Source organism: Lactobacillus sp. B4026 (assembly GCF_026535825.1).
In the GTDB taxonomy this organism is placed as follows: domain Bacteria; phylum Bacillota; class Bacilli; order Lactobacillales; family Lactobacillaceae; genus Lactobacillus; species Lactobacillus panisapium.
Genome location: NZ_JAFNPD010000003.1, coordinates 26,282 through 41,619, shown reverse-complemented (window position 1 = coordinate 41,619; position 15,338 = coordinate 26,282). Strand labels below are relative to the sequence as shown.

The following is a 15,338-nucleotide window of genomic DNA, read 5'->3' as shown; positions in this document are numbered from 1 at the left end:
AAATGGTTTAATAATTGATATTATATTTAACGGTCAACAGAAACGGGTGGCTAGCTCAGTTGGCAGAGCAACGGACTCTTAATCCGTGGGTCCAGGGTTCGAGCCCCTGGCCACCCACCATAATGAAAATGGCACTGCAAGAAGTCGGTGCTTTTTTTATTGCCTATTTTTGAAAGCGCTTATTAATCCGTCTACTTAATATTAGTCACCACTTCTTTGACACGCTGCTTTAGTGCAGTGCTCGTCACCTTACGCTCAATGCCGGCAAGAAAATCATTTTCCCTCTTTTATTTTTTGAGTTTACAACTCACGCCGTTCATTGCCAACTTATTATCAACCTAAAAGCACTATGAGTTGCTTATTATGCCATTCACTTTTATATTGATAGTAACTAATCTCGGCAGAAGGGAGCAAATTAATTATGGGTAAAAAAACTTCTCGCTGGCTATTTGGAATATTATTATTGCTATTAATCGGAATAGGCTTATTTTCTTGGCGCCAAAAGCAACAAAAGGTTGCCGTGTCATCTTCTACAGCAATAACGCAAAACCAGCAAAAAACTGCCGCACACCAAGACACCATTCCAACAATCTATTTACATGGTTATGGTGCAGGCGCACGGTCAACTAACAGCATGATTACTTACGCTGAAGAGCATGACAATGCGCATCGAGTTTTGACAGCCACAATTTCACGAAGTGGCCAAGTTAAGCTCTCAGGTTCCTGGCCTAAGAATACTAAAAGGCCACTAATTCAAGTTGTGTTAAAAGATAATACCAACAACGACTACTTTGTAACCCGTGAATGGATTCATAATTTGCTCTTACTGCTTAAGCGTAAATATCACATCAGTCGCTATAATACTGTTGCTCATTCAATGGGCAATTTAACGTTTTTGTTTTATCAAATAAAGTATGGGCAAAATAATGCGTTGCCGAAACTCAAAAAGCAAGTTAATTTAGGCGCACCTTTTAACGGGATTATTGGCATGGATGACCAGCCTAATCGTAACCGCCTTGAAAAAACGGGCAAGCCGAAATATTCTTCTTCCACCTACCAATACTTATTAGAGCACCGCAAGGACTATCCAAGAGGAGTAGACATTTTAAATATTTTTGGCAATAAAGAAGATGGCACAAATTCAGATGATGCGGTTAGCGTCACCTCTGCCCGTTCTTTACGCTACTTAGTAGAAACAAGAGCCGCTAGCTATCATGAAATTGAAGTTAAGGGCCCCGGTGGTCAGCATAGCAAATTACACGAGAATAAAGCAGTCGCTAAGAAGATTGACCAATTTTTGTGGCATAACTAGTTGAATAATTTAGGCAAAAAGGATTATTCATAAATATTTAATAAATAATGGCGTATACTTATATATAGTTGAGAAATTTCCCTATTAAAACTAGTGACTTCAAATTTTTAGAATAGGAGAAAAAGATGACTCAAATAATCGATGACTACATTGCTAGTCTAGCTACCCAATTAAATGCGTTATCTGCAGCCCAAAAAGAGGATGCACTCAATTTTTATCGTGCATTTTTAAGAAATGGCGATTGCCAAAGCAAAGAAGAGATTTTAATGGAGCTTGGTACTCCCGCCGCCCTTGCCAAAAAAATCAAGGCTGATTATAAGCAGATTACCCAAATAACAGCACCACCGACTGACGAGAAAAAAACAAGTGATGGCTATTTCTTAAATTTTCACGCTAAAAAGACTCCACTGCAAAAAAGAACAATGCAACCCGGTGAGTTCTCTATAATTAGGCTCAAAGTCCGGAATAGTAAAATATTTATTCATCCGGGCCAACAGTTTAAAATTAATGTAGCTGATTATAGCAATTGTGCAATTGATATCCAGCTTAAAAATCATGTGCTGCTAATCAAGGAGAAGGAAAATAGACCTGAAAATCGGCGAATTATACTTAACCGCCGTTTTCCTAGCTGTTCGGTTGAAGTCACCGTTCCCTCGCCTGATTCACTTACTTCAATTAGTGGTAACAACCAAGATGGCAGCATTATTTTGCAAAATCTACACCTGCAAAATTGTTCACTACAAAAACAAGATGGAAAACTATTTTTTAACAATTTAACAATAGCTCAAGAGCTAACTGTTTCTTCAAAAGATGGCAGTACTATCATCACTCAATCGCAAATTACCAATTTTGTTTTACAAACCAGGAATGGTAATTTTGATTTCAAACGTAGTATTTGCAGTCAACTAGAGCTACAATTAAAAGACGGAAATATTAATATTAAACAATGCCATCTTAACCTTAAAATTACTGCTAAAGATGGCAATTTACGAATCATTCAAAGCCAGCTGATTAATGGCAACTTTATCCAAGTTGTAGACGGGGCATTACGGTTAAAGCAATTGAACCATGACCTAAATTTAAAAATAACGACCAAAAAGGGCAACATTACTTACCGCGGTTCTAGTATCGGCAGCCGTTTTAACAGTAAAAGTAAGGACAAGGATTCCTTGCGCGTGATTGCTAAAAATGGTGACGTCATCATGGCATGAATTCAAACTTTTTGTTCACAAAATGATTCAGAAAAAGCAGAGCTTTGATGCCCTGTTTTTTTCGTCAAAAGTAATTTAATCTTGTCAATTTGAAGATTCTAACTTAGAATGCTATATAACATATAATATTAGGGGAGGGGAGCCATGGCTATTCAAATACCTACTCGTTTATTGGACGGTGCGGTTTTAGCTTTTTTAAAGCACGAAGATTTATACGGATATGCATTAACGCAAAACGTGCAAAAGGTTTTTGACATCTCCGAATCGACAATCTATCCGGTTTTGCGCAGATTGAAGAAAAATAATTATTTAACCACTCACGATGAACCATTTCAGGGCCGTAACCGGCGCTATTACCACATTACTGAAGACGGTCTAGCACTATTGGCAACCATTCAAGACGAGTGGCAGGACTTTAACAATAAAGTAGATCAAGTGTTGGGAGAAGAAAATGACTAAAGTAATTGATGACTATATCTTTGAGTTAGAACAAAATCTAACTGATTTGCCAGAAAAAGAAAGTCAAGATATCCTTGAGTTTTACCGCGAATACTTACTTGATGGCGATTTTGTTAGACGGTCAACTATTGAGCAGGAATTTGGAACTCCTAAACAATTAGCAATTAAAATTTTAGCTGATTATTCGACCAACAATAATACTTCTCCAATTAAAGCCAAGGCTCCACGGTCAAATTTAAAGGCTATTTGGTATATTCTGCTTGGTCTATGCGCTGCCCCGATTGGGATACCACTAATTTTGGCCATCTTTTTGTTCTTGTTTGTGTTCATTGCTATTTGTGCGGCCATCTTTGTTGCCTTTATTACGGTTTTATTAAGCCTATTCATTGTCGGTGGCTTTACTTTTCTTAAGTCAATCGCTCTCTTATTTACCAGCAACTGGGCAACTGGCTGCTATTATCTGGGGATTGTCCTTATTTGCCTTGGGGGTTTTCTTCTCATCTCGCCGTTTATTGCCAAAGTAATCAACTTTTTGATTGCGGAATGTGCCAAACTGATGCAATTTATGGGGAAAAAGTTCTTCAAGAAAAATTATTATCAAACCAATTCTAACCAGAAGAAGGAGAATTAATCGTGAAAAAGTTTTTTCAAATAAGTGGCGCGATCCTAATTATTGGCTTTATTTTATTATTCATCGGTAAGCTCAATCACGGTGATCAAAATATTGCACGCACACACACCGGCATTTTCAATACTCTTAATTGGCAGCACAAAACCCAACATAAAGACGACGACGATGATGACTATGACGATGACGACGAAGATTACGATGATGAAGATGATGACGACGACGATGATGACGATTCATCGCGACAATTTCATGAAAGCCAAACTTATAATGTAGCAAGCTTTGATAAAATCAAGCTTAAGGCTGGCAGACCAGACATCCGTATTTCATTAGGCAACAGTTTTCAAGTAAAAGTCAGCGGCAAAAATATTAAGACAATTAATACTGGTGTAAAAAGCGGTATCTTAACCGTTGAAGATCACGACACCCAAGAGAAAAATGATGGCAACTACGAAGTCGCAATTACCGTCCCAAACGCAAACGCGGTTAAGTCAATTACTGGTACATGTGCTGATGGCAATTTTGCGTTGAGTAATTTAAATGTCGCTAGCCTTGATTTAAGGGTTAACAACGGTGATTTTAATTTAGCTAAGGTTAAAGCCAAAACCGCTGATTTACACATAGGCCCAGGAGATTTAAAGATTGCTAATTCAAGAATAGCAAACAGCAAACTTTACTTAGATGTTGGTGATGTGGAAATTAATAGTAGCCAAATTAAGACCACTGCCTCGTTGAACGACAGCGATATTGAAATCAAGAATTCAAAACTGCTTGGAAATAGCACCTTTAAATTAAACGACGGTGATTTTGAATCATATCAGATGACTAACATCAGTTATGATTTATCAACTACCTCCGACAGTGATATCGAAGTTAAGGGTCGTGAGCAGCGAAAGCATTATAAGAAAATCTATCATGGCGCCCCTTTACTCAAAATAATCAGTAAAAGCGGTGATATCGAAATCAACTAGATTCAAATCATCTGACAAGCTAACACCTTTTGGCTAGAACTTGATTAACAAGCAAGAATCTTAAAAATTAAAAAGCCTTATTAAATAAACCGTTATTTAATAGGGCTTTTGTTTTGGATAAAACTAGCAAAATTAACTAAATAATTAAGCAAGTAATGGAAAGTATTGGGCTGAACACTCCATTAAATTGCTACTAAAGAGTGTGAATTCGCCACTTTCCAAAATTTTACGTCCATATTTGGCATAAAAAGCTAGCTGCTCAAGCTTGATACTGAAGTTAATTTGATTCAATTTTTATTACGGCTACTTTATTGTAACCATCACTGATCTAACAAGCATATAAAACTTAAATATGACTCTGAAAATTATATTTATTGTTCTAGTCATCACTGATTTAACAACCATCTAAAACCAATTTCCATTAACTTTAGGTACTTTCATTGTTCTAGTCATCACTGATTTAACAACCATCTAAAACCAGTCTGGTCGGTAGCTATTAGTCCAGCGTGTTCTAGTCATCACTGATTTAACAACCATCTAAAACATAACGCTCGTTATGGTACAAAATATTTTGGTTCTAGTCATCACTGATTTAACAACCATCTAAAACTAATATAGCGATAATCCAAGATAAAACTCTGTTCTAGTCATCACTGATTTAACAACCATCTAAAACGATCATAGCTTTTTTTGGCCGAGCTTTTAGGTTCTAGTCATCACTGATTTAACAACCATCTAAAACCTTCCGCATTGGTCATTGCTATGAATCTACGTTCTAGTCATCACTGATTTAACAACCATCTAAAACTAAAATAGCTCTAAGTTCTGGTAAAACCAGGTTCTAGTCATCACTGATTTAACAACCATCTAAAACAACATAGTAGCCATAATCACGGCTGTCATCGTTCTAGTCATCACTGATTTAACAACCATCTAAAACGCTAGATCAAGTGATATCAAGATATTAGATGTTCTAGTCATCACTGATTTAACAACCATCTAAAACTAAGCCAATATGCGAACTCAGAGAGTAATAGTTCTAGTCATCACTGATTTAACAACCATCTAAAACCGTTAACACAACTAACAAGGGTAGAATCTTGTTCTAGTCATCACTGATTTAACAACCATCTAAAACAACTCAGTATTTAGCTTTAATGGAACAATAGTTCTAGTCATCACTGATTTAACAACCATCTAAAACCGATGTTTTATCATCAAATTTTAATGTAGCAGTTAATACCAGTCGACTAAACCTTCGATAACGTTATAAAAATAGGCATCCCCGGTAACAACCAAAAAATCCGAAGATGTGAATTCAATTAGTACTAATTCCCGATTATCAAAATAACTGTTTTCAAGTTACAGTTTTGGCAAATTTATAGAACTGTTTCAATTATAGCATATGATTCACTCAATATATTCTCAGCTAGATGCGAATTCACCATTTTGATTAGCATTTTCAAATCTTCATCAAAGCTAATTGTTAGCGGCAAATCTGCCATCAAATAATGCTGCTAAAAACGCAAAATATCTTATTCTGTGCGACTTTATCTAGGCTATTAATCCCCTGTTCCTACCATATCTAGGCTATTAATCCCCTGTTCCTACCATGTCAAAAGCTTTTTCAAATAAAAATATGAAGTGGTTCCATGCAGCAATTACTACGCAATCAGTTTTATTTACCAAATTTAACCGCTTAAACAATTTTTACTGCCAGTTATGCAAAAAGAATTGCATTAGTTTTTAAAAGTATTTTAATTAAGACATCAGTAAAAACTAAGAAATAGCAAAATTTAATCACAAAAAACTAGTCACAACAAGGGGTTTAATTATGGGAAACTTTTTTAAACATATTTTCGCTGAACAAGAAAACAACAGTGCAAACTTAAATTCACGTCAAATTGATTTACCGCAGTTTACTGAAATAGATGCTGAAACATACACTTTTACCATTAATATTCAGGGTGGTAAAAATTATCAGGCTATTATTTCTAGTCAGGCTAACGAAAATGTAAACATTACTGTGTTTGGAAAAAAGCTACTAATTCGGGAGAAAAAGCCCCGGGCTAAGAAAAATCTAATTTATACTAAACAGGCACTCATCAATATTACATTGCCGCTAGATTGTGAGCTTTTACAAACAAAAATTAAGGCTTATGCAGGCGACGTCACGTTACTTCATCTAACCATGCAGAATTTAGACATAGAATTGCTTGCGGGTTCGGCTAAATTAACTGACTTAATTGTTCACGGCGCAGCTAAAATTAATCTTTCTGCCGGCAGCCTTAAACTTTTAAATTGTGAGATGAATTTGAAGGCTGATCTCGCTGCTGGTTCAGCTAATATCAAGCAGCTGCAGGGACAAAGCAGCTTTATACTTGCAGCAGGATCACTGACCATAATCAAAAATAAAAACGACACTACAAGTTATGACCTTAAAACCAGCGTTGGTCTAATTAAGTACCATCAAGAAAATCATCATCATCATTTTTATCGTAAATCTTCTGGACCAAATAACTTAGTAGCTAAAGCACTTGCAGGTTCAATTATAGTCAAATGACAGAGCAATTGACCTGACATAATGTGAAACTTAAGTTTAATGAATTTCAACTGCGAGCTGATTTCCGCGATTCCGCGTAAATCAGTTTTTTAGTTACACATCCTTAAGATTATTCTGGTACCCAAAAACCCCATAATTAGTTGTCCTAATCATGGGGTTTTCTGCAAATTAATAGCAAACATGGCTGTTAACGCTGAACATCAATCACAAAAGAATTGATATCACCGCGATATTCAGCGATTGAATACTCAATCGGCTGCTCATCAGAAGTTAGTCCTTGAGTATGAAAGTAAAAAATCGGTTTATTAGCCGCAATATTTAAGAGATTGGCAGTCGTCTCGTCTGCTTCCATCACCTCTAGTTTTCTAATGACATGCGTCACCTTTAACTGATACTTCTCCAACGTGCTATATAAAGAAGCCGTTGAAAAATCGTAGTCGGCCAACTTGGGCACCCTTTTTTTAGGTACATAAGTTGTTACTAAAACAGTTGGTTGTTCATTGGCATAGCGCAAGCGGACCATCTTAAAAACCGGTTCTTGCACTTCGAGTTGTAAGTTTTTACTCACTTCTGGATTAGCTTTTTCTTCGCCAAAATAAAGTAAGTTTGTTTTAGGGTAAATCCCCTTAGAACTCATTTCCTCGCTGTAGCTTTCAATCAGGTGCGTAAATTCCTGTTCAATTTTCACCTTTTTTACTAAAGTCCCACGCTTACGGCGTCGTTCCAAGTACCCTTGATTAACTAAAAGTGAAATTGCTTGGCGAACGGTCGGCCGACTTACTTGGTAAGTGCTTGCTAATTCTACTTCAGGCGGAATGATTGTGTTTTGTGCATAAACACCAGTCTGAATTTTGTTTAAAAGATCGTTAGCAATTACGCGATATTTCGGAAGATCTGTTTCAGCCAATTAAACCCACTGCTTTCTTTTTATTTATTTTATATCATTATATTAATAGTATAACATTAAAAAAGCCAGTATTAAAGCAGTTTTTTTATCTTGCTACGGCCATTTCTAGCGAATTTAAAGATTAATTGCAGTAACATTATCCGCAGCAAACCGCTTTTTTAATGCAGCAATAATTTTGACGCCTGAACTAGTACCAATTCTTTGCGCACCAGCCGCAATCATTGCCAAAAAGTCATCTGTATTTCTAATTCCGCCAGCTGCCTTAACCTTAACTTTTGTGCCAACCGTGTCTTTCATCAACTTAACATCTTCGACTTTAGCTCCTGAGGTACCAAACCCAGTTGAAGTTTTGATAAAATCCGGTTCGACTTTTTTAGCAATCAGCGCCAGCTGTTTAATCTCGTCTTTGGTCAAGTAGCAATTTTCAAAAATTACTTTGCACGGAACATGCTGGTTGTGGCAAGCTACTACCATCTTTGTCATTTCTTCCTCAATATATGACCAATTATGCGCTTTGACCTGGGTCAAATTTACGACATAATCAATTTCATTTGCCCCATTTGCCAATGCATCTTTAGTTTCTGCCACCTTAGAAGTAATTGTTGTTTGGCCCAACGGAAAACTAATCGCGGCTCCTGTATCGATATCCGTTCCGGCAAGCTGAGCGGAACAAAATTTGGCTTGCACCTGGTTAATGGCAACCATTTTAAAATGGTACTGTTTAGCCTCATCACAAAGTTTTTTCATATCTGCTTCAGTTGCATCAGCATGCAGATTTGTATGATCAATCAGCTGGGCAAAATCATCAATCGTATATTTCATAATTCCTTTCTCCTTTTTGTAATTACATAATTAAATTGTAGCTATTACTGAAACCGTTGTCAATAACTAAAAAACAGTGTAAAAATATTAATTGACTTGTGGAAAGCGATTACATATAATGTTGGTTGTAAAGATTATGTAATTACAAAAAAGAGGCGATAACAGTGCAAATCTTATTAACTTCACATGGTCACCTAGCAAGTGGTATCAAATCAAGCTTTGAATTTATTGCGGGTAAATCTAGTCATTTAATGACTATCGAACTAGATCAGGATGGTATCGGTTCGTTTCAAACGCGGCTAAAAAAATTATTAGAGCCAAGAACAGAGCCCATCCTAATTTTAGCCGATCTGAAAGGCGGAACACCGTATAACGAGGCTTTTAAATTTTACTTAATGCGACCGCAGACCATTCGGGTAGTCAGTGGTTTGAATTTACCTATGCTACTTGAATTAGTGCCGCAATTAACTGAGCAATTGACTTTAGATGAGGCTGTAGCAATTGCCCTTAATGCCGGAAAAGCTGGAATTGATGTTGCACACGATGAACCAGATGATGATGAACTTGAATTCTGATTATTTGAAAAAGGAGTAGAAAAATGAGTATTTCAGTTGTACGAATTGACGATCGCGTTATTCACGGCCAGACAATGACTAGATGGACAAAAGCACGTCCTGTCGATGGTATTTTAGTAGTTGGCGACAATATTGCACATGATAAATTGCGCCGAAAAGTTTTAAAGGCTGCGGCTAACGAATTAAAGGTTGGCATTTATACCGTAGCTGAAGCCGGGGATAAAATTGCCAAGGGAATTGCATCAAAGAAAAAATTTTTCTTAATTAGTGATTCCCCTAAAACTTTTGCACAGCTTGCAGACATGGGGATTGATTTTGGCAAAGTACTAAATGTTGGTCCCATGAATACCCGACCAGGAACCAAGGTTTTAGGGCGAACAGTCGCATTAGACCAAGCTGATTACGATGCCTTCGAGGATATTGCTAATCACGGAATTGAAATCCAATTCCAGCTATTACCAGATGATGAAATTAAGCCTTGGTCAACCATGAAAAAGAAATTTGATTCAATGTCTTAACTATCTTTGGAGGCAATAATTATGAATAATTTGTTTTTTCCAGCTTTACTGACTGGCATCTTTTGTTACCTTGGTGCGATTGAATCGCCTTGGCTATTCGGCATGTCAGGTGGATTTTACATCGTCGGCCGACCGCTGGTAGCCGGACTGCTAGTTGGGCTAGCTTTTGGGGATGTCAAAAATGGTATCCTATGCGGCTTAGCCGTCCAAGCTGTCTTCATTGCCAACTTGTCAACAGGTGGCGCAACTAATAGTGAAATAACCTACGCGGCCTATGGTGGGATTGGCTTAGCCATGGCTACTACCAAAAATCCCGCAATTGCCGTTACACTGGCCATTTTCATCGGGCAAACCTTTGGTCTAATTTTCTATAATGGCCGAATGGCACTTTACTCGTTTTGGAACACGCGCGCAGAAAAAGCGGCCCATAACAATGACGACCGCCAGATTGTGCTAAACCACTTAGTTTATCCGCAAATTACTACTTTTCTCTTACGTGCTGTTCCCGTTTTTTTAGCAATTTTCTATGGTAAAGGCTTAGTTAATTGGCTGATCAATAGCATTCCAGCAATTGTTACGCACATTATTCAAGTTTTGGGCGGTGTCTTGCCAGCCTTAGGAATCGCAATGCTCATGAGTATTGTTATTAAAAATAAAGCTCACTTCATCTTCTTTTTTGCCGGTTTCGTACTGCTGGCTTTTGCCAAACTAAGTATGATTGCCATTGTATTTATTGCTGCGCTGGTAGCATACCTTTATTATGTCGCTACAGCCAAAAACAATCAGCCTGCTGCTAGTTCAGCCGATAATGGACCTGAGGCGGTCGATACGGATGATACCTATGAAGATGAAGACTTATTTTAAAGAAGGGACGAACAAGGATGGCTACTAAAAATACCCAAGAACCGCAAAAATTGCTGTCAAAGCATGAACTTAATCAAATTTGGTACAGATGGGGTTTTACCCACCTCAGCTCAATGAGTTATGAAAAACTGCAGGGCCATGCCTGGGCTTACTCTTATTTACCCTTTGCCCGTAAATATTATCAAAATGATCCTGCTAAAAAGCGCCGGTTACTTGAGCGGCACTCAATGTTTTATAATACTGAGCCGCAAACCGGACAAATCATTAACGGGATCGTTGCCTCGCTTGAAGAACAGATTGCCTTAGGCAATGATGTTTCCGAAGAAATGCCAGTTAATATTAAAGCCACTCTGATGGGCCCGCTGGCTGGCATTGGAGATTCGCTTATTCAAGGAATAATTGTTCCGATTTTACTATCAATCGCAATGAGCTTAGCCAAAGGCGGCAGCCCAGTCGGACCACTCTTTTATATCATCGCCTATGGCATTATTGGGCCAACCATTTCCTACGTTGCATTTCATAGTGGTTATCGCCTTGGTGTTGGTGCAATTGATACAATCGTTGGTGAAAACTCGAAAAGAATTACCGATGCATTCAATATCTTAGGTGTAATGGTTGTCGGTGCACTGGCAGCTAACACGATTGTTTTAAAAACTGTTGCCAAAATTCCTCTAGGAGGTAAATTTCAACCTTTACAAACCGTTCTTGACGGCATTTTCCCTGGTTTGCTTCCTTTAGTCATGGTTATTTTAGGCTGGTGGCTAGTCTCAAGTAAGCAGTTAACCGCCACTAAAGTAATTATTATTATGGTCTTAATTGTTACAATTGGCTGCTTGATTGGTTTATTTTAAACAAGCAAATAATCCTATTTTCGGCTAATGATTTTAAAGCACACATTAATTGTGTGCTTTTTTTGTTTTCAAGTGTAAAAATATGACGCCCTTTTTCTTATTGTGCAATTCATGATAAAATTACCTAATACTGTTATTGAAAGAAGGGTTTCATGGGCAAGCATCAATACTATTACCATCTCTTAACTGACGATTTAGTAGATAGTCACCAACAAGATTATCAGTTGCCTGACGATTATTCGCTTTTTCCCCCATCACGCTGTGGCAAGATCTGGGCAAAAATAGTTCGCCCACTGGGACATTTAATTAGTTTTGTCTATATTCACCTAATTTTGCACGTTCATTTAATTGGAAAAGAAAAGTTAGCTAAGGTACGTAATCAAGGATACTTTATTTATGGTAATCACACCCAAGCTTTTGGTGATGTTGTTTTACCACTTAGTATTATTCCTGCTCAAAATTATTATGCAATTGGGGCACAAGCCAACTGGGGCATCCCCATTTTAGGCAAATTGGTATTACCATACTTTGGTCTTCCCATCGGCAACGATCTTGCACAGTCTGGTAAACTAATTAAGGCTGTTTCAACTGTAATTAAGGCAGGCAAAACGGTCGTCATTTATCCTGAAGCTCATGTCTGGCCGTATTACACTAAGATTCGGCCGTTTCCTAAAACCAGTATGCACTTTCCGGTGGCATTGAATGCGCCTAGTTTTACTATGACCACAACGTATACCAAACCAAAATGGGGTAAACGACCACGAATAACTGTTTTTATTGACGGCCCTTTTTATCCCGCTACCCAGCTTAGTAAAAAGCAGCAACAAGAAAAATTGCACGAGCAAATTATTGCAGCAATGCAAAAACGTGCAAATTGCAGTAACTATGAATATTGCACTTACCAAAAAATTTAATTTAAGGAGTTCAAAATGAATATTCTTTTTTGCGGTGATTCAAACGCTGAAAATGGCATTCTTATCGCTATTCTTTCTTTGCTTAAAAATAGCGGATCCGAAGAACTCCATATTTACATCCTAACGATGTACACCCAAAGTTTTAAAAAGAAATTTAGTCCCTTTAGTAAACACGCGGCTGATTACCTCAAATCGCTTTTGGTTGAGCAAAATCCTAAAAGTACGTTAAAATTAATGGATTGTACTGGCTTATTTGTCCGCGAACCGTTAGTGGCCAATATGAGTACCCACTTTACGCCTTATGCAATGCTACGGCTTTATGCCGACCAGATTCCCCAGCTGCCAGATAAGATTTTGTATCTTGACGCTGATGTGATTATCCGCCGCAGCCTAGTTGATTTTTACCAGCAAGATCTTACGGAAACAGAATTCGTCGGTGTACTTGATTACTGGGGACGATTTTTCTTCCATAATTTGCATGAGCACAAGGTCTTTGACTACGTTAATTCAGGCGTGTTATTACTAAATTTGCCAGAAATCAGAAAGACTAACTTATTTGTTAAAATTAGGCACCTTTTGCAAACACGAACTGTTCCAATGCCAGATCAATCGGCTCTCAATCACTTTGCGACTAAAAAGAAAATTGCACCGCGCCGCTACAATGAGCAGTACAAATTGCAATCTGATACTGTGATTCAGCACTTTACGACCAGCTTTCGTTTTTGGCCAATCTTTCATACTTTGACTGTCAAGCCATGGCAAGTTGAGCGTGTTCATGAGATTTTGAAATTGCACGAATACGATGATATCTTGACGCAGTACCTTGATTTAAAAGATAACTTAGTTCAAAATTAATATTTAATTTGGAGATATATATACTATGACTATTCCTATTTTTTATGCTATTAGTGATGATTTTACTAAATATGCAGCTGTTTCATTAAATTCATTAGTTAAGCATGCTGATCCAAGTAAAGACTACACTGTTTACTTTTTAAGTCAGGATCTGGCAGACGAGCACAAGCAAGATTTAGTCGACTTGGGCTCCGACAATGTTCACGTTAAATTCTTTAAGATAAATGATGAAATTGTTGCTCCGATTGAAAACCGGCAGGAAAACTATTTACGGGCAGACTTCTTTACAATGTCTATTTTCTACCGTCTATTCATTCCTGACCTTTTCCCGCAATATGATAAAGCAATTTATATTGACAGCGATACCATTATTAATGATGACATTGGCAAACTATACGAAACCGAACTTGGCAATCACTTATTTGGCGCATGCACGGATTCATCAATTCAGTTTGTCCCAGAAATGCTGGCATATATCAAAGATGTTTTAGCCTTAGAGCCTAAAAAGTATATCAATTCCGGTATGCTAGTATTAAACTGCAAAGCATTCCGCGACGAAAAGTTCATTGATCACTTTATGGATTTGCTGGAAACTTATCATTTCGACTGTATTGCGCCTGACCAAGACTATTTAAATGAAATTGGTGACAAGCGCATTTTGCACCTCGATCCTAAATGGGATGCAATGCCCAACGAAAATACCGAGCCACTTGCATCACCAAGCTTAATTCATTACAACTTGTTCTTTAAGCCGTGGCATTTTACTGCAATCCAATATGAAAAGTACTTCTGGGCTAGTGCTAAGGAGACCAAGTTCTACCCTGAATTAAAGGCAGAACTTGAAAACTATACTGATGAGCAACGTGAACAAGACCGTGGCAAGCTCAATCATATGCTTGCAAAAGAAGATAAGGTAGTCAACGACCCTAATAGCTGGGCGCAGGTTAAGAAGCGGGGTTCAGTCAGTTTATGATTATTGGCGACAATCGTGAAAAAGTAATCGAAAATATTAAAGCGGCTGTAAGCCGGGAAGACTGGAATGCAAAAGTTGAACTTGGCGATCCGGTTCTATCATTAAAAGAACGTAAAAGCTTGGTTAACAGTTTTTGGTCAGAGCAAGACACAATTAAGGGTAAGGTCAATAATAAGATCGGTCATTTAATCTTTAACGCGTTAACAGGCTTGTTTACTTCTACCACTAAATTTGTGGGGCTTGAAAACTTAGAAAACCTGCCTAAAGGCGGCGCAATTATTACAGCTAATCATTTCAATCAGCTGGATTCATTGCCAATCAAGCATTTAGCCAATAAAACTCATCACAATTTAGCTATTGCCATTGAGGACACTAACCTAAAATTGCCGGGTTTTCTATGCTATTTAATGAATTATGTTGGCACAATTCCATTAATCAAAACCCCTAGTTATGTTGGTACGGAATTCCCCCAGCACCTTCACGATGTACTTGAAGACGATAATTGGGTTCTAATCTACCCCGAACAGGAAATGTGGTGGAATTACCGGAAGCCGCGGCAGTTTCAACGTGGTGCGTACTATTTTGCTGCTAAACAAAATATACCAGTCATTTCTACTTTTATTGAGCTTCAAACAACCGATAAATTGGAAAAAGACCACCCTAATTTTTATCAAAATAAGTATGTGGTCCGTGTTCTACCGACTATTTATCCAGATGTAAAACTGAGCGCTAACGAAAACTCGAAGCGAATGCTGAAGCAAGATTACCAGCAAAAAGTGGCTGCTTTCGAACAAGCCTATCATCGTAAACTAGATTACGATTTTACCCCGTGGGATATCGCAGGCTGGCGCTACAATTATCAAAATAAAAAATAATTCGATAGACTTAACCGTTCTTATCGACTATGATAATAGT

Annotated in this window: 16 protein-coding genes, 1 tRNA gene and 1 CRISPR repeat array; of the genes, 15 read left to right on the top strand and 2 right to left on the bottom strand. The window is 37.7% G+C overall.

The window, feature by feature from the left end:
• Positions 1-44 precede the first annotated feature (44 nt).
• The 7 genes from J3U69_RS03515 (at position 45) to J3U69_RS03485 (ending at position 7,144) form a co-directional block, all read left to right on the top strand.
• A tRNA-Lys gene (locus tag J3U69_RS03515) sits at positions 45-120 on the top strand.
• 301 nt (positions 121-421) lie between these two features.
• On the top strand, positions 422-1,312 hold the full coding sequence (locus J3U69_RS03510) for an alpha/beta hydrolase (RefSeq protein ID WP_267413051.1): 891 nt from the start codon (positions 422-424) through the stop codon (positions 1,310-1,312).
• A 125-nt stretch (positions 1,313-1,437) separates the two neighbouring features.
• Positions 1,438-2,523 carry a DUF4097 family beta strand repeat-containing protein gene (locus J3U69_RS03505; protein ID WP_267413049.1) on the top strand — a complete coding sequence of 362 codons (1,086 nt, stop codon included), beginning with the start codon at positions 1,438-1,440 and terminating at the stop codon, positions 2,521-2,523.
• A 144-nt stretch (positions 2,524-2,667) separates the two neighbouring features.
• Positions 2,668-2,982: a PadR family transcriptional regulator gene (locus J3U69_RS03500; RefSeq protein ID WP_103752736.1), complete on the top strand. Its 315-nt coding sequence runs from the start codon at positions 2,668-2,670 to the stop codon at positions 2,980-2,982.
• Positions 2,975-3,613, top strand: coding sequence for a DUF1700 domain-containing protein (locus J3U69_RS03495; RefSeq protein WP_220232621.1), 639 nt, complete (start codon positions 2,975-2,977; stop codon positions 3,611-3,613). Before J3U69_RS03500 ends, J3U69_RS03495 begins: the two co-directional genes overlap by 8 nt.
• Positions 3,614-3,615: 2 nt before the next feature.
• Entirely contained in the window at positions 3,616-4,581 is a 966-nt protein-coding gene (locus tag J3U69_RS03490) for a DUF4097 family beta strand repeat-containing protein (protein WP_267413048.1), read from the top strand.
• Positions 4,582-4,891: 310 nt separating this feature from the next.
• Positions 4,892-5,785: direct repeats of the CRISPR family, unit length 36 nt; unit sequence GTTCTAGTCATCACTGATTTAACAACCATCTAAAAC.
• Positions 5,786-6,415: 630 nt separating this feature from the next.
• Positions 6,416-7,144, top strand: a complete 729-nt coding sequence (locus J3U69_RS03485) for a DUF4097 family beta strand repeat-containing protein (protein WP_267413047.1) — start codon at positions 6,416-6,418, stop codon at positions 7,142-7,144.
• Positions 7,145-7,331: 187 nt separating this feature from the next.
• Here the strand turns inward: J3U69_RS03485 and J3U69_RS03480 are convergent, their stop codons facing one another.
• Both J3U69_RS03480 and deoC read right to left on the bottom strand, forming a co-directional pair.
• Positions 7,332-8,051 carry a GntR family transcriptional regulator gene (locus tag J3U69_RS03480; RefSeq protein ID WP_103752732.1) on the bottom strand — a complete coding sequence of 240 codons (720 nt, stop codon included), beginning with the start codon at positions 8,049-8,051 and terminating at the stop codon, positions 7,332-7,334.
• A 114-nt stretch (positions 8,052-8,165) separates the two neighbouring features.
• The gene (gene deoC / locus J3U69_RS03475) at positions 8,166-8,873 is read right to left on the bottom strand and encodes a deoxyribose-phosphate aldolase (RefSeq protein WP_267413046.1); all 708 of its coding nucleotides are present in this window, start codon (positions 8,871-8,873) and stop codon (positions 8,166-8,168) included.
• A 164-nt stretch (positions 8,874-9,037) separates the two neighbouring features.
• Between deoC and J3U69_RS03470 the strand changes: the two genes are divergently transcribed.
• From J3U69_RS03470 to J3U69_RS03435, 8 genes are all read left to right on the top strand, one after another.
• On the top strand, positions 9,038-9,448 hold the full coding sequence (locus tag J3U69_RS03470) for a PTS sugar transporter subunit IIA (RefSeq protein ID WP_267413045.1): 411 nt from the start codon (positions 9,038-9,040) through the stop codon (positions 9,446-9,448).
• Positions 9,449-9,471: 23 nt separating this feature from the next.
• Positions 9,472-9,966 carry a PTS system mannose/fructose/N-acetylgalactosamine-transporter subunit IIB gene (locus tag J3U69_RS03465; RefSeq protein ID WP_103752729.1) on the top strand — a complete coding sequence of 165 codons (495 nt, stop codon included), beginning with the start codon at positions 9,472-9,474 and terminating at the stop codon, positions 9,964-9,966.
• Between the two features lie 21 nt (positions 9,967-9,987).
• Entirely contained in the window at positions 9,988-10,830 is an 843-nt protein-coding gene (locus J3U69_RS03460) for a PTS mannose/fructose/sorbose/N-acetylgalactosamine transporter subunit IIC (RefSeq protein WP_220220537.1), read from the top strand.
• A gap of 17 nt (positions 10,831-10,847) precedes the next feature.
• Positions 10,848-11,681 (top strand): PTS system mannose/fructose/sorbose family transporter subunit IID, encoded by an 834-nt coding sequence (locus J3U69_RS03455; RefSeq protein WP_267413044.1) that lies wholly within the window; start codon positions 10,848-10,850, stop codon positions 11,679-11,681.
• Between the two features lie 152 nt (positions 11,682-11,833).
• Positions 11,834-12,595 carry a lysophospholipid acyltransferase family protein gene (locus tag J3U69_RS03450; protein ID WP_220220535.1) on the top strand — a complete coding sequence of 254 codons (762 nt, stop codon included), beginning with the start codon at positions 11,834-11,836 and terminating at the stop codon, positions 12,593-12,595.
• 15 nt (positions 12,596-12,610) lie between these two features.
• Positions 12,611-13,450, top strand: a complete 840-nt coding sequence (locus tag J3U69_RS03445; protein WP_103752727.1) for a glycosyltransferase — start codon at positions 12,611-12,613, stop codon at positions 13,448-13,450.
• A 25-nt stretch (positions 13,451-13,475) separates the two neighbouring features.
• Positions 13,476-14,423: a glycosyltransferase family 8 protein gene (locus tag J3U69_RS03440; RefSeq protein ID WP_103752726.1), complete on the top strand. Its 948-nt coding sequence runs from the start codon at positions 13,476-13,478 to the stop codon at positions 14,421-14,423.
• Positions 14,420-15,298 (top strand): lysophospholipid acyltransferase family protein, encoded by an 879-nt coding sequence (locus J3U69_RS03435; RefSeq protein WP_267413043.1) that lies wholly within the window; start codon positions 14,420-14,422, stop codon positions 15,296-15,298. Before J3U69_RS03440 ends, J3U69_RS03435 begins: the two co-directional genes overlap by 4 nt.
• The last annotated feature ends 40 nt before the right edge of the window (positions 15,299-15,338 follow it).

Bases quoted from the DNA above. Each gene is read 5' to 3' on its own strand.
- deoC (WP_267413046.1), bottom strand. From the start codon at position 8,873: ATGAAATATACGATTGATGATTTTGCCCAGCTGATTGATCATACAAAT.
- J3U69_RS03450 (WP_220220535.1), top strand. From the start codon at position 11,834: ATGGGCAAGCATCAATACTATTACCATCTCTTAACTGACGATTTAGTA.
- J3U69_RS03485 (WP_267413047.1), top strand. From the start codon at position 6,416: ATGGGAAACTTTTTTAAACATATTTTCGCTGAACAAGAAAACAACAGT.
- J3U69_RS03435 (WP_267413043.1), top strand. From the start codon at position 14,420: ATGATTATTGGCGACAATCGTGAAAAAGTAATCGAAAATATTAAAGCG.
- J3U69_RS03445 (WP_103752727.1), top strand. From the start codon at position 12,611: ATGAATATTCTTTTTTGCGGTGATTCAAACGCTGAAAATGGCATTCTT.
- J3U69_RS03510 (WP_267413051.1), top strand. From the start codon at position 422: ATGGGTAAAAAAACTTCTCGCTGGCTATTTGGAATATTATTATTGCTA.
- J3U69_RS03465 (WP_103752729.1), top strand. From the start codon at position 9,472: ATGAGTATTTCAGTTGTACGAATTGACGATCGCGTTATTCACGGCCAG.
- J3U69_RS03440 (WP_103752726.1), top strand. From the start codon at position 13,476: ATGACTATTCCTATTTTTTATGCTATTAGTGATGATTTTACTAAATAT.
- J3U69_RS03495 (WP_220232621.1), top strand. From the start codon at position 2,975: ATGACTAAAGTAATTGATGACTATATCTTTGAGTTAGAACAAAATCTA.
- J3U69_RS03455 (WP_267413044.1), top strand. From the start codon at position 10,848: ATGGCTACTAAAAATACCCAAGAACCGCAAAAATTGCTGTCAAAGCAT.
- J3U69_RS03500 (WP_103752736.1), top strand. From the start codon at position 2,668: ATGGCTATTCAAATACCTACTCGTTTATTGGACGGTGCGGTTTTAGCT.
- J3U69_RS03505 (WP_267413049.1), top strand. From the start codon at position 1,438: ATGACTCAAATAATCGATGACTACATTGCTAGTCTAGCTACCCAATTA.
- J3U69_RS03460 (WP_220220537.1), top strand. From the start codon at position 9,988: ATGAATAATTTGTTTTTTCCAGCTTTACTGACTGGCATCTTTTGTTAC.